A 13,854-nucleotide genomic window follows, 5' to 3' on the forward strand; every position below is an offset into this window, starting at 1 on the left:
TTGATTACAAATCAAATTTATCTCACTTCTGTCCAATTACCATCTTCTCTGATCAGATCAATCAGATCATCAAGTGCTTTGGCAGAGCTCACATTTTTTTTCACCACTTCTTTACCGCGGTATAAAGTGATTTTACCAGGGCCTGTACCTACATAACCATAGTCGGCATCTGCCATTTCACCAGGCCCATTTACAATACAGCCCATAATCCCGATTTTGATCCCTTTCAAATGATCAGTTCTGGAACGGATCAATTGTGTGGTTTCCTGTAAATCAAACAATGTTCTGCCACAACTTGGACAAGAAATATATTCTGTTTTAGAAATCCTCGTCCGGGTAGCCTGCAAAATTCCAAAACTTGTAGAATTCATCATTGGAAGACCAACCGCTTCAGGAGCATCAATCCAAACCCCGTCACCAAGACCATCCGTAAACAACGCTCCTAAATCAGTTGCCGCATATAATTGCAGATCATCTGCACTAATTGCCGCATAAGATCTCCTGATAATTACAGGAATCTGATTTCCGCTATTCAGCAACTCAATAAAAAAAGCTCGCTGCTCAATGGTTCCCTCTTCCGAAGAAGTTTCCAGCACCAGTACCACAGTTTCATCTAACAGTGACAGCAAAACCTGACTATAATCCTTTGCATTGACACTCACAAGATTCAGGATAGGATCTTTCTGACCGGCCGATGCATAATCTTCCAGTTTAATCAGCGGATGACAATTACTTTTATCCTTCAGCACTAACCATGTGCTGTAATTATAAATCTGGCGCAGATTCCCCGGAAAAGAGAAAGAAGGCAGCTCATCACCCAAATAAACAAGGTCACAAGCCTGATCAGCCATATTATATTTATCCAGTCCTGCACTGTATTTATACCCAACCTCAGTCAGGAAATAAGGATCCTTTAAATTCTTCGAAGACACATCGAGCATCACTACCGGATGATGATGTCCTCCGATATGCTGTACCGGTAAAGTCACCCTGCGGTTATATTCATAAGGATTATAAGGCAGATCCCGGATCTCAATCTTTTCCTTCTCTACGCTATTCAGCGCGCGTTTTACATAACGATCAGCTAATGCTTTAGCTACAGGAGCTTCAAATTCAGGATCTTCTGTCAGAGAAACCCTGATCGTATCGCCTAAACCATCTTCCAGTAAAGTACCAATACCAACTGCAGACTTGATTCTTCCATCCTCTCCATCACCCGCTTCAGTAACCCCAAGGTGCAGCGGATAATTCATCCCCTCCTTCACCATGGTTTCTACCAGCAAACGATAAGCCTGAACCATCACCTGTGTATTGCTCGCTTTCATTGAAATCACCAGGTTATAATAATTCAGATCCTCACAGATCCTCATAAATTCCATGGCTGACTCCACCATCCCGCGTGGCGTATCTCCGTACTGGCTCATAATCCTGTCCGATAACGAACCGTGATTGGTACCAATACGCATTGCAGTACCATATTCCTTACAAATTTTCACTAAAGGTGAAAACTTCTTATAAATTCTTTCCAGCTCGGCCTGATAAGCCAGCTGTGTATATTCTATATTTTCAAAACGTTTCTTATCCGCATAATTACCCGGATTAACCCTCACCTTCTCCACAATACGGGCTGCAGCTTCAGCAGCATTAGGTGTAAAATGTATATCGGCTACTAAAGGAACATTATAGCCTCTGAACCTCAGCTCCTTTTTGATATTAGCCAGATTCTCAGCTTCCTTCATACTCGGCGCTGTGATTCTTACATATTCACAGCCAGACTCTACCATTCTGATGGTCTGTTCTACCGTCCCCAGCGTATCCATAGTGTCAGTAGTGGTCATAGATTGTATCCTGATCGGATTCAATCCGCCCATAGGGATATCCCCTATAGAAACCTCACGAGTTAAGAACCTGGAATACTGGTTTAGATGATTACAATACCCTCCGGCTAATTCTTTTTGTGCTGCTACGTTTTCCATAAGGCCACAAAGATAAAGATTATGTTTTGTATGTGAATTCACATAGAAATTATAAAGATTAAATTTTGTATGTGAATTCAGATAAGTTCCAAATAATAAATGATTCAGGAATTAATCTTCGAAACTCCAAAATGACATCAACTTATACTACAATAGTGGTCTGAAGGCCTATTAAAGCGTCATTGAGATAACCTTGGGATGGGGGTTGGAATGACCCAGGTCATTGCAAGGTCATTCCAAGGCACTATTTAACCCGGTTTCAACACCTGTTCTATACACCAAGGCCACGTTTTAAATAAAGGTTTGAAACTGTGTAATCCCAATAAATGGTGGAAGAGAAAAAATAAAAAAGGAATAGCCATATTCCGGACATTGTTCATTCTTCATGAACGTCGGCCGGAATATGGCTATTCCTTTTTTATTTTTAGATCAGGCGATCCTTGATAACCAAAGTGCGCGCAGCAACATCGTGAAAACACTGTTGCTTCTTATTCAAAAAACTATACAGATACCCAAAAAACAATGGAGCGACAGATAAAACCTTCCCCAGGTTCCTTAAGAAAGACAAACCAATACTTACCCTTGCCCCTCCCATATCCGTCACCTTAATACTTAACAATCTTTTACCAATCGTGCCCTGCCTGGCAGAAGCCTCCGCAAAAACACCATAAACAAACTTGAACACCGGGATCAGCGGCAAAAGCAACAACGCAAATGAAATCCTTTCACCCTGCCCCTTCACAAACATAAAACAGCAAAGTATCAACACAATGTAAACCAAAAACAAAATGAAGTAATCAATCACGGCAGCCAGCAAACGCTGATCAAATGAAGCAAAATACTGCGGAGCAGTCTGTTCATAACTGAAACCAAAAAGCGCACGGAGTTCAGGGAACTCGTGCGCTTCTTTATAATCGTCCATTCCGGGTTTCCTCACAAAGGTTCCCGCTACAATATTCATCTGCTTTAAATGTTCAAAATCGTATGGCCCCTCAGGCTTTCCATTGACGACAACAATATAGTTAGGTTCCAATAGCTGTTAATTTCTGGTTACTTCAAAATTACTCAATCCACCATCCAGATTAATAAAAATCTTTTTCGCAGCTGTTTTATAATTTGAAGTCTCATAATTATTATTGTCAATCTTGATAAAACCAGGGAAGTCTTTTGCAGAAAGCCCCGTTTTAGTGATGATTCTGCAACCCGATGCTTCAGGAATAGTGATTTCTATCGAAGCAACACCAGTTTTAACCACCACATCAGTAACAGGCAATAAATCCCCTAACGTAAGGTCAACAGAAGCCGCACCACCATCAAACCTGAAACTTCTCACCTTATAAGCTGTCAAATCCAAATCTACCTCACCGGCGCCCATATTCATATTCACAGTCCATTCTGGTTTTTTATTCAAACTCAACTCTACATTGTTTCCTCCATTGCCAAGAGACCAGTTTCCTTTCTTATCCTTCATTTTAAAGGTCACTGTATTTACAGAATCTGAACTCTCTTTCTGCAAAATAAAATTCCCATTTTTGCGCTCTACATCTGCTGTGATCAACTCCTGAGTTTCCCCCTTCAAATTAAAAGACGTTCCTCCGCCAGAAATATTAAGCACAGTTTTTTTCAAACTGTCGGCCGCAACAAATGGCTCCGTAAATTTGATATTCTGCGCATCTTCATCCCCGGCACTATCTAAATCAAGATCCAGATCTTTACCTAGACGATCACCAATCCAATTTTTATGAAGCGGAGGCTGTTGCCCCTTGTAGAACATAAAACCCAGCATCAATACCAGTACCCCAAGAGAAATCATGTTTCCAGTTTCTGACTTGTTCCTGTTAAACAGGATATTTACACCGGCAATGATCAAAAACACAGGCCAGAAGCTCCATATATTTCTCCAGTAAAAAGTAATCACATTAAAATTCTCTAACAAAAGGACCGCACCTACAAACAGTAGTATTATGCCCCACATTACTCTATTCAGTTTCATAATATATTTAAGTTAGCAGGTTTACAATTGATTTTCCGGAGCCTGATCAGCAGGTTTTGCAGTTTCCTGGGCAACAGGCTGCTCTGCTGTAGTTTTAACATCTTCAGCCTGTTTATCCTTCCAGTCTACCCATTTATTCTGGCGTTTAGCTTTCAAAATAAAACTTAAACCGATCGCAACGAAGAATAAAGGCCACAATTTATCTAACCTGACCCAGTAAGGAATCAGATCGAACTCATTCATCAGACAAAATAAACCAATCACCAGCAAAACTAATCCTCCTACAGTCCGTCCTGTATCATTATTCTTAGGTAAAGATTTAAAATCTATCGGGTTCTGCCAGTCCTGTGCAGGGGCACTTTTCACATCCGGGTTCCCGGCTGCTGAAAACGGCTGCTCCTGTCCAGATGGAGGTGGCGTATTAAATCCCTGAAAATCATTCTGTTTTTTGAAATAATCATTAAACTTTGAAAATTTCGCAGCCGGATCATTGTTTACCGGCACTACAATCCACATCACCAGATAAACCACGATACCAGTTCCAACCAAAAATATAGTTGACAATACAAATAACAACCTGATGATAGTTACATCTACCTGCATATACTCTGCTAATCCCGATGAAACGCCTGCAATTATTTTATCATGTTCGTTTCTTAACAATCTGTTTTCCATAAATCACTCTCCTATTTTATTAACAATAAAATCATTAACGGTCTTAACAACATTTATAATGTTTAAGTTTGATAAGCTATAAACATTGATTAAGCCTCAATACACAATTAAGACTGAGCAAGTACTATTTAGTTACAAAACTCTGCAAAGCATTTTTTTCCGACATTAACAATGCTATAGCTCAAGTCCTAAGCGGCTGCAAAAAACCGCATTATTCATCAAATAGCAGAATATTTTTTTGAAATAAACAAACCCACAACATTTTTTGTTGTTTCTTTGTATTATTATAGTATTAATACATTAGCTAATTTCTTACTGAATGAACTTCACCAATTTTGGTAGATATCTGTTGCTGTTGAGAGCAGTTTTCAGGAAACCCGAAAAATTTAAAATATATCTTAAGGCCATTTTTCAACAGATGGATTTTGTAGGTGTCGGCTCCCTTGGTTTGATTGCTATCATTTCTACCTTTATCGGGGCGGTTATGACTTTACAAATCGCCTTCCAGCTGGTGAGTGACTTTATACCTAAAACTATTATTGGTTCGGTTACACGGGATTCAAGTATCCTGGAACTCAGCCCGACAATTACAGCAATTGTACTTGCGGGTAAAATTGGTTCTGCTATTTCTTCGGAAATTGGTACCATGCGGGTGAGTGAGCAGATTGATGCATTGGAGATTATGGGGATCAATTCACCTGGTTATCTGATTCTGCCTAAACTGATTGCAGGGATTACGATGGTACCGGTTCTGGTAATTTTTGCCATGGTATTAAGTATTACCGGTGGTTATTTAGGTGGTACTTTATCAGGCGCAGTAACACCTGCTGAATATATTCAGGGTATTACCACTGATTTTAACCCTTATACTATTGTTGTGGCACTGGTCAAAGCATTTGTTTTTGGTTTTATCATTACCACAGTTCCTGCATACGAAGGTTTTTACGTTAAGGGTGGTGCATTAGAAGTAGCTCAGGCAAGTACAAGAGCAGTTGTAGTAAGCTGTATCAGTATCCTGGCCTGCGATTACATTGTAACCCAATTATTATTATGATCGAAATCAAAGACATTGAAAAATCTTTCGGGTCCAATACTGTCCTGAAAGGTATATCAGGTACATTCAAAGAAGGATTAACGAATTTGATCATTGGTGGCTCAGGTTCAGGAAAAACTACTTTGCTGAAATGCATGATAGGTTTACATACGCCTGAGAAAGGAAGTGTACAATATGATGGAAGAGAGTTCATTGATATGGATTTCGAACAGCGTATTGAAATCCGTAAAGAAATCGGCATGCTTTTCCAAGGTTCAGCACTTTTTGACTCGATGACCGTGGAAGAGAACATTATGTTTCCCCTGAATATGTTTACCGATCACAGCTTTAAAGAAAAACTGGAACGCGTTAATTTTTGTCTGGAAAGGGTTAACCTGGAAGGTAAAAACAAACTGTTTCCGGCTGAACTTTCAGGAGGAATGAAAAAGCGTGTGGGAATTGCCCGTGCGATTGCCATGAACCCTAAATATCTTTTTGTTGATGAGCCTAACTCAGGACTTGATCCGAAAACATCTATCGTGATCGATGAGCTGATTAAAGAGATCACAGAAGAATACAATACCACTACCATTGTAGTTACCCACGATATGAACTCGGTAATGGGCATTGGTGATTATATTCTTTTCTTACACGAAGGAAAAAAATTCTGGGAGGGTTCTAATAAAGAAATTGCCCATACTGACATTGCAGAACTTAATGATTTTGTTTTTGCCAGCCGTTTTATGAAAGCTGCCAAGAAAAACTTTTAATAACATTTGTACAAAAATATTTATGATAAGCCTACTTACCCCCACGCACTGGAAAGATTATGAGTTGATTGACTGTGGAGATTTTGAAAAATTAGAACGCTTTGGCAATCTGATCCTTTGCAGACCTGAGCCTCAGGCTGTGTGGAAAAAAATGCTTCCTGAACAGGAATGGAAAAAATTAACACATATCAGGTTTAAAGGTCGCTCTGCAACTTCCGGAGAATGGGTAAAATCTACTGGAAACGTTCCTGACCGCTGGAATGTAGAATACAGGAATGAGGAGGTAAAGATTAACCTGCGTCTTGGTTTAACCTCTTTTAAACATGTAGGTGTTTTCCCTGAGCAGGCAGTGAACTGGGATTATATCTCTTCTTCCATTAAAAAATTTAAAAATCCAAAACCGAAAGTACTTAACCTTTTTGCTTATACAGGTGCAGCATCATTGATTGCACAAGCTTCAGGTGCAGATACTACACACGTGGATTCTATCAAACAGGTAGTCAACTGGGCAAACGAAAACCAGGAGTTATCCCAGTTAAAAGATGTGAGATGGGTTGTGGAAGATGCTTTGAAATTTGTAAAGCGTGAATTGAAACGCGGTAAAAAATATAATGGTATCATTTTAGACCCCCCTGCATTCGGACATGGCCCAAATGGAGAGAAATGGAAACTGGAAGATCATATCCAGGAAATGATGCAGGATGTAGTACAGTTACTGGATGAGGAGGAGCACTTCCTGATTCTGAATACGTATTCGTTAGGGTTCTCTTCTGTAATTGTTGAAAACCTGATTAAGACTTCTTTCCCTCAGGTGAAAAATCTTGAAACTGGTGAATTATATCTTCAGGCTACTTCAGGAATAAAATTACCACTGGGTGTTTTTGGAAAATTTAATACTTTCTCTTCTTAAGAAGAGAAAGTACAATGACCTGAACTGATTATTGGGTGACCCCGGGAGTTATTGCCCCCTCTACCAGCCTGTATTCTATCACAGGATTACCTATAACTCCCCCGTCAGCATTACTGGAACTCACAAACCTGAGTTTATAAACATTCCCATCAGCATCTTTAACCACATAAAAACGATCTCTGTTGACAATAGGCCTGTTATCTGCTGTCAGTGATCTCCACTTTACCCCGATAGCTTCACGGGTATTCAAATAGGTTAATCCAGTCAGCTTATCTTTATTAAAATTCTCATATTCATTCGCAGCCTGATTCACAATCTTTACTTCAGCAGCGCTTACGCCTCCTAAAAAATTAATCAGTACAAAATCGTGGGTTGCTGTGGCTACTGTACCATCTGTACTTTTACTGGTAGTCCAGGTCCATTCTATATCCCATAATGATTGTGCAGGCTCTCCGGCAGTAGACAACTGTGTAAAACTGAAATAGTTAAAATTATAGGATAAATCTTTATTCACTGTAAATTCTGTAAAAGCGGGATTGTCATTGAACATCGAAGCATACTTAATGCGGTACCCATTATTCCCTTTATAAACTTTTACTTTATACCAGGGTCTTTTAAATGGCACAGGTGGAATAAAAGGTGTGGTTGGAGTTGCTGGTATCGCATTAGTCAGTGCCGGAACTCCTGCATAACCACTGTTAATAATATAGATATTGCTGGTTGCTTCAGTTTCTCCAACTTTCAATGTCACCAGCTTAGCTAAATAATCAGCCGCTGTACCGGTCACAGGATCTGCATATTTTGAACTGCCGGCAGCATCAAGTTTTAAAGACGACATTATCGCAATGGAATCGGCCTGCAAAACATTTGCAAAGTTTTGCTTACCCGTATCAAAAGCCAAAGCCCCCATAGTGTGGTTGAGAATAACTTTAAAATCTGCACCAGGATAAAGTCCAAGATCCCAGTTTGCACGTCTGATGGGAGTCACTACACCTTTACTAAAATCGACAAAAACACTGTTAGCTGCATTCAGACCAAGTTCAGTTCCGGCCACACCAGGAAGTGTTGCCTGTTGCCCTGCATATGGCTGCGGGTATTTGTAGTCAACACTGTCTTTTTTACATCCTGCAAAAGCAAAAACTACACAGCAGCAAATAATAAGTATATTATTTTTATTCATGTTAAATCTCTAGTCCTCTAAAACGCTAAGAAGCGTAAAGATAATATTCCTGATCTTGAATTTTTCACAAATCTGGCGCAGAATAGGCAGATTATCTCAGTTTCAGCGGCCTGGCTCTTATTAATCTGATAATTCTTTTATGGATTAGAGATTTTGTCAGCTGAATGTGTAGTTTTGCAACCACACGAATTCATACTTAAATCACTTTATAACCTATGAAAATACCACAACTCGCGGGAACATTATTAATTGCATTTACAACGATTACCCTTTTTGCCAATTGTACTTCCAGTACTGATAAAAAAGGTGACAAAACAAAAACGACTATAAATGCATCAGGAGATTCTTCGGAAGTTGCTGTTACTGATACCTCACGCAAACCTATTGATACTGCAAAATACAATGCTTTAATGGTTAAGCTTGCGCATGGAGATACTACTGGAAGATGGCCGGTTAAGCCTCAGCCTTATCCACTGCCGGGTGCCATTTTACCTTACAAAAGGATCGTTGCTTACTACGGAAATATATATTCAAAAAGAATGGGTGCTTTAGGGGAATATGCACCTAAAGAAATGTTATCCAGACTGGATGTTGAAGTTAAGAAATGGGAAAAGGCTGATCCTTCTACCCCTGTTCAGCCTGCTTTACACTATATTGCTGTAGTAGCTCAGGGTGACCCTGGTAAAGATGGCAAACATAGATTCAGAATGCCGGATAAACAAATTGATTCTGTACTGGCTATTTCAAGAATGCGCAAAAATATGATTGTGTTCCTTGATATTCAAGTATCGTTAAGCACAATCAGAGATGAATTGCCTTTGTTGGAAAAATATCTGAAAATGCCAAATGTTCATTTAGGAATAGATCCTGAATTCTCTATGAAAGAAGGCGTGAAACCAGGAAAAAGAATTGGTACATATGATGCTGCTGATATCAATTACTGTTCACAATTCCTTGCTAACCTGGTAAAAAAATACAATTTGCCTCCAAAGGTTTTTACTGTTCACCGTTTTACAAAGAAAATGATTACCAATTACAAGAACATCAAGCTACGTCCTGAAGTTCAAATCGTAATGCATATGGATGGATGGGGAGAACCTGACCTTAAAAAAGGGACTTACCGTCACTTTATCTTTAGCGAACCTGTTGAGTTCACAGGTTTCAAATTGTTCTATAAAAATGATTTGAAAAAAGCACCAAACAAATTAATGACACCAGAAGAATTAATGAAACTTACACCAATACCTGTATATATACAGTATCAGTAGGCCTGCCTCATTTTTAGATAAGAAACGCTCTGTTATTGATTAACAGAGCGTTTTTTTATTCCTCCAAATCGGATACCTAAAACGGTTATCCTGTAATATAACCGTTCCTTCGCCTGGAGACACCACAATTATACTTTCATTGTTAATTAAAATTAATAAGTTTGGTCTATGCAGGATTTCTCTTTATACTTCGAATTGGGCTGGCAGCATATATTAAACTGGAAGGGATACGATCATATTCTTTTTGTAATAGTTTTATGTGGAGCCTATACTTTAACAGATTGGAAGAGAGTATTATTACTGGTCACTGCTTTCACAATTGGCCACAGTATTACACTTGCACTAAGCGTACTGAAAGTAATCATAGTCAAAACTAATCTGATTGAATTCCTGATTCCAGTAACGATATTGATTACTGCGGCTTCAAATATTCTTAGTGGAAAGTCGTCAAAGCCTAAAGGGGTACAATTAAAGTATATACTTGCACTTTTCTTTGGATTGATCCATGGAATGGGTTTTTCCAATTACCTGAACAGCCTGCTTGGCAAAAGCACCAATATTGTAGCAGAGTTATTTGCTTTCAATATCGGGCTGGAATTCGGTCAGGTTCTTATCGTAACCGGAATATTGCTTATTTCTTTTGTCCTGCTCAATATCTTCAAGGTCAAAAAGTGGGATTGGAATTTCTTCCTGTCTTCCGCAATATTTGGTATCTCGTTTATTATGGCCGCAGAGCGGTGGCCTGACTTATTCCGTTAGAATAAGCCAAGCTGACCTTTATCATCGATCTCTACGTCATCAGGATTAGTGATCTCGAATTTAACATTTTTATTCAGTGAAGCTTCTTTGGTCACTTTACTTTTAGCATCGTCCGTTTTCTTTTGCTTTGCCGGTTTAACTACTGGTGTTTCAGTTTTTTCAGGAGTAACTTCTGCTTGTACTTCAACAGGAGTGATTGGTGTTTCCACAACTTCCGGAATAACTGGTACTTCTGCTTTGACAGGAACCAATGGTGTTGCTATCACTTCGGGAGTAACAAGTTCCGCTGATTCCACAGGAGCAACTGGTGTTCCCTCTACTTGCGGAGTAACTGATGCTTCTGCTTTCTTAGTGCGTTTAACCGGAGTTCGTACCGCTTTATCTGCTTCTTCAACAGGCTGAATTGTATTTTCCTGCCTGATCCATTCTTTTTTAACAACAGGAGCAACTTTTTCCTCCTCAGCTACGGAAGAACTTTCCTGATTGTCTGTAACGGTATCTTCAGTTTCTACGCTTGCTTCTTCAGGAATTACTTCTTCAGCTGTTTCTTCCATAACCTTTTCAATTGATGCAGCTTCTTCAACTGACGTCACTTCATCCTCAGTTTCAGTTTCATCAACAACTTCCATCTGCTCCTGAGTTTCGGTTTCGGCAGCAACAGTTGTTTCAGCTCCGGCAGATTCTACTGAAGCCGGTGATTCCTGGTCATCTTCAGCAACTTCTCCTGCTGCAACGTTACTTTCTTTAAGTTCTTCCAGAACAGGCTCGTTCTCCTCAGCATTACTGATGGCGATATTTTTCACCTCATGCTGACTCAACCGGTTACCATTAGCTTTAATACCTTTTACATCTATAAAGTCTGCCAGCACGATTTCCAATGTCTCAGGGATCTGTGTTTTGCCTTTTAACACATCAACTGTTAATGTCGCTTCAGGATTACTGGTCAGGTGAAGGAATCTGGAACCAGTTTCTTCACTAATCAGCGTTTGCTTTTTGCCAATTGCAATAGGTTCAAAAACAAAGCGTTTAATAAAGTAATTCTTAGCTTTTCCTTCATACTGTACAACCGCAAATGCTTTTTCCGGATCAAATTTCTGGATCAGCAGTAAATCAGCATCGAAATGGTTACTCAATTCGAAAGAACTCAGCTCATACCAGCCTTCTTTATGTACTTGCAGAATTTTGTCGTCGCCATCAAATTCACCCAGGTATTTACCTCTTCCGTCAACATTTAATCTTCTTAATAAATCATCATACCAGATTTTCAGGCCCGATAATGTAGAAACACCTTTACTCTTCAGTAAAACTTTCTTGATAGGATATTTAGAAACAATATTTCCCTGAGAAGCGCGTCCTTTGATCGCAATATCTGCGAAGTCAATATCAAACTGTAACTTCTTCAGCTTAGTATGCGGTTTAAGCAGTATGGTAACAATCTCAGCCTCTCCGTTAGGATTAGGTGTGAAATATAACATCTTCGACCCTTTAGTTCCTTTTGTCAAGTCGTATTCTTTGTCGCGGGTAACCCCCATCACAGCGAAACGCTTGATATAAGAAGTACCGCTTGCCCCGTCTTTGTAAATCAGGTTATAAATGGTACGTTCATCATTCTTTTTAAAGACCTGTGCGTACACGATTCCTTTTCCTACAAATGTTTTATCTGCTACTTTAGTAATCGTGCATTTACCGTCTTCTCTGAAAACAATAATCTCATCCAGATCAGAACAGTCTGCAATAAATTCATCTTTTTTAAGTCCCGTTCCGATAAAACCGTCTTCCCGGTTCATATAAAGTTTAACGTTGGCTAAAGCAACTTTGGAAGCTTCCACCCTGTCAAACAGGCGGATCTCCGTTTTACGTTCTCTGCCTTTTCCGTATTTATCTTTTAATTTCTGATACCATGCAATTGCATAATCGGTCAGATGACGAAGGTGATTTTTCACTACCTTAATATCATCGGCCAGTGCTTTCATCTGATCATCCGCTTTTTTAACATCAAAACGGGTGATACTGCTCATCGGTTTATCGATCAGCTTTTTAAAATCTTCTGGCAGGATTTCTCTGTATAATTGCTCCTTGAAAGGGGTAAATAATATATTCAGCACTTCTACTACGGCATCGAAATTACTTGCATTCTCATATTCAGCATGCTTGTACATGCCTTCCTGAATGAAGATCTTCAATAAAGAACTGAAGAAAATCTTTTCCTGAAGCTCATGCAGTTTGATTTCAAGCTCCTGTTTTAACAGATTTTTAGTATTCTGAGTATTTTCTACCAGGATAGTATTCACACTCAGGAACTGAGGTTTGTCATCTTTAATGATACAGGTATTCGGAGAGATAGAAACCTCACAGGAAGTAAATGCGTATAATGCATCTATAGTTACATCCGGAGATATACCCGGAGCAAGCTGAATGACAATTTCCACATGCGCGGCTGTATTATCTTCAATCTTCTTGATTTTGATTTTACCTTTATCATTGGCAGAAAGTATACTGTCAATTACAGAGCCTGTAGTGGTGCTGTAAGGAATTTCAGTAATGACCAGGGTCTTCTTGTCTTTTTCAGTGATTTTAGCACGTACACGAATCTTACCACCACGCATTCCTTCGTTATAAGCAGAAAAATCTGCCATACCTCCGGTAAAGAAGTCGGGAAGGATATTAGGTTTTTCACCCTGAAGGATGGCAATAGAAGCATCAAGTAATTCAATAAAGTTATGCGGCATAACTTTAGTAGCCAAACCTACTGCAATCCCTTCAGCTCCCTGCGCCAATAACAGCGGGAATTTTACGGGTAAAGTAAGCGGTTCATTATTCCGGCCATCATAACTTAATTGCCAGATAGTTGTATCTGCATTAAAAACAACTTCTGTAGCAAATTTTGACAGACGCGCTTCAATATAACGCGGCGCAGCTGCACTATCTCCGGTAATCGGATCTCCCCAGTTACCCTGACAGTCAATCAGCAGGTCTTTCTGACCGATTTGCACCATGGCATCCCCAATAGAAGCATCCCCGTGCGGGTGATACTTCATGGTATTTCCAATCACATTGGCTGCCTTATTGAAACGTCCGTCATCCATCTCTTTCAGCGAATGCATAATTCTACGCTGAACAGGCTTCAGTCCATCATTAATATGGGGTACTGCCCGGTCTAAAATTACATAAGAGGCATAATCGAGGAACCAGTTCTCGTAAAGGCCATTAATAGGTATTACGGTATGTTTTGTCTCTTCGTTTACGTTATTATCTAATTCGTCGCTCATCAAGAAAGGGGTTTGGATGGC

General features: G+C 39.5%; 10 protein-coding genes and 1 pseudogene. 5 read left to right on the forward strand and 6 right to left on the reverse strand.

The features are described from left to right. Positions 1–17: 17 nt before the first annotated feature. From ispG to AB3G38_RS12905, 4 genes are all read right to left on the reverse strand, one after another. Positions 18–1,976 carry a (E)-4-hydroxy-3-methylbut-2-enyl-diphosphate synthase gene (gene ispG, locus AB3G38_RS12890; protein WP_367864312.1) on the reverse strand — a complete coding sequence of 653 codons (1,959 nt, stop codon included), beginning with the start codon at positions 1,974–1,976 and terminating at the stop codon, positions 18–20. Between the two features lie 424 nt (positions 1,977–2,400). Next, positions 2,401–3,009 (reverse strand): RDD family protein, encoded by a 609-nt coding sequence (locus tag AB3G38_RS12895; RefSeq protein WP_367864313.1) that lies wholly within the window; start codon positions 3,007–3,009, stop codon positions 2,401–2,403. Positions 3,010–3,015: 6 nt separating this feature from the next. Next, on the reverse strand, positions 3,016–3,969 hold the full coding sequence (locus tag AB3G38_RS12900; RefSeq protein WP_367864314.1) for a DUF5668 domain-containing protein: 954 nt from the start codon (positions 3,967–3,969) through the stop codon (positions 3,016–3,018). Positions 3,970–3,990: 21 nt separating this feature from the next. After that, complete coding sequence (locus AB3G38_RS12905) at positions 3,991–4,644, reverse strand: PspC domain-containing protein (RefSeq protein ID WP_367864315.1); 654 nt, start codon at positions 4,642–4,644, stop codon at positions 3,991–3,993. Between the two features lie 319 nt (positions 4,645–4,963). On the opposite strand from AB3G38_RS12905, the gene AB3G38_RS12910 reads away from it, so the two are divergent. Genes AB3G38_RS12910 through AB3G38_RS12920 form a run of 3 tightly spaced genes read left to right on the forward strand, consistent with a single transcriptional unit; the run spans position 4,964 to position 7,357 of the window. Continuing rightward, on the forward strand, positions 4,964–5,698 hold the full coding sequence (locus tag AB3G38_RS12910; protein ID WP_111635822.1) for an ABC transporter permease: 735 nt from the start codon (positions 4,964–4,966) through the stop codon (positions 5,696–5,698). Further along, on the forward strand, positions 5,695–6,447 hold the full coding sequence (locus tag AB3G38_RS12915; protein ID WP_367864316.1) for an ABC transporter ATP-binding protein: 753 nt from the start codon (positions 5,695–5,697) through the stop codon (positions 6,445–6,447). The genes AB3G38_RS12910 and AB3G38_RS12915 overlap by 4 nt, the downstream gene beginning before the upstream one ends. A gap of 22 nt (positions 6,448–6,469) precedes the next feature. Further along, on the forward strand, positions 6,470–7,357 hold the full coding sequence (locus tag AB3G38_RS12920; RefSeq protein WP_367864317.1) for a class I SAM-dependent methyltransferase: 888 nt from the start codon (positions 6,470–6,472) through the stop codon (positions 7,355–7,357). Between the two features lie 28 nt (positions 7,358–7,385). Here the strand turns inward: AB3G38_RS12920 and AB3G38_RS12925 are convergent, their stop codons facing one another. Further along, entirely contained in the window at positions 7,386–8,537 is a 1,152-nt protein-coding gene (locus AB3G38_RS12925; protein WP_367864318.1) for an HmuY family protein, read from the reverse strand. Between the two features lie 215 nt (positions 8,538–8,752). Between AB3G38_RS12925 and AB3G38_RS12930 the strand changes: the two genes are divergently transcribed. Together AB3G38_RS12930 and AB3G38_RS12935 are read left to right on the forward strand one after the other, a co-directional pair. Further along, positions 8,753–9,805 carry a hypothetical protein gene (locus AB3G38_RS12930; protein ID WP_367864319.1) on the forward strand — a complete coding sequence of 351 codons (1,053 nt, stop codon included), beginning with the start codon at positions 8,753–8,755 and terminating at the stop codon, positions 9,803–9,805. A gap of 168 nt (positions 9,806–9,973) precedes the next feature. Then, positions 9,974–10,564 (forward strand): HupE/UreJ family protein, encoded by a 591-nt coding sequence (locus AB3G38_RS12935; RefSeq protein ID WP_367864320.1) that lies wholly within the window; start codon positions 9,974–9,976, stop codon positions 10,562–10,564. Positions 10,565–11,295: 731 nt separating this feature from the next. Here AB3G38_RS12935 and AB3G38_RS12940 read toward each other — a convergent pair. After that, positions 11,296–13,833 (reverse strand): annotated as a pseudogene (locus AB3G38_RS12940) (DNA gyrase/topoisomerase IV subunit A); the annotation flags it as partial. Between the last annotated feature and the right edge of the window lie 21 nt (positions 13,834–13,854).

Source organism: Pedobacter sp. WC2423, assembly GCF_040822065.1.
Lineage (GTDB): Bacteria > Bacteroidota > Bacteroidia > Sphingobacteriales > Sphingobacteriaceae > Pedobacter.

What these genes read in the sequence shown, in the direction of transcription:
- ispG (WP_367864312.1), bottom strand. Translation starts at nt 1,976, where the DNA reads ATGGAAAACGTAGCAGCACAAAAAGAATTAGCCGGAGGGTATTGTAAT.
- AB3G38_RS12900 (WP_367864314.1), bottom strand. Translation starts at nt 3,969, where the DNA reads ATGAAACTGAATAGAGTAATGTGGGGCATAATACTACTGTTTGTAGGT.
- AB3G38_RS12905 (WP_367864315.1), bottom strand. Translation starts at nt 4,644, where the DNA reads ATGGAAAACAGATTGTTAAGAAACGAACATGATAAAATAATTGCAGGC.
- AB3G38_RS12910 (WP_111635822.1), top strand. Translation starts at nt 4,964, where the DNA reads ATGAACTTCACCAATTTTGGTAGATATCTGTTGCTGTTGAGAGCAGTT.
- AB3G38_RS12915 (WP_367864316.1), top strand. Translation starts at nt 5,695, where the DNA reads ATGATCGAAATCAAAGACATTGAAAAATCTTTCGGGTCCAATACTGTC.
- AB3G38_RS12920 (WP_367864317.1), top strand. Translation starts at nt 6,470, where the DNA reads ATGATAAGCCTACTTACCCCCACGCACTGGAAAGATTATGAGTTGATT.
- AB3G38_RS12925 (WP_367864318.1), bottom strand. Translation starts at nt 8,537, where the DNA reads ATGAATAAAAATAATATACTTATTATTTGCTGCTGTGTAGTTTTTGCT.
- AB3G38_RS12930 (WP_367864319.1), top strand. Translation starts at nt 8,753, where the DNA reads ATGAAAATACCACAACTCGCGGGAACATTATTAATTGCATTTACAACG.
- AB3G38_RS12935 (WP_367864320.1), top strand. Translation starts at nt 9,974, where the DNA reads ATGCAGGATTTCTCTTTATACTTCGAATTGGGCTGGCAGCATATATTA.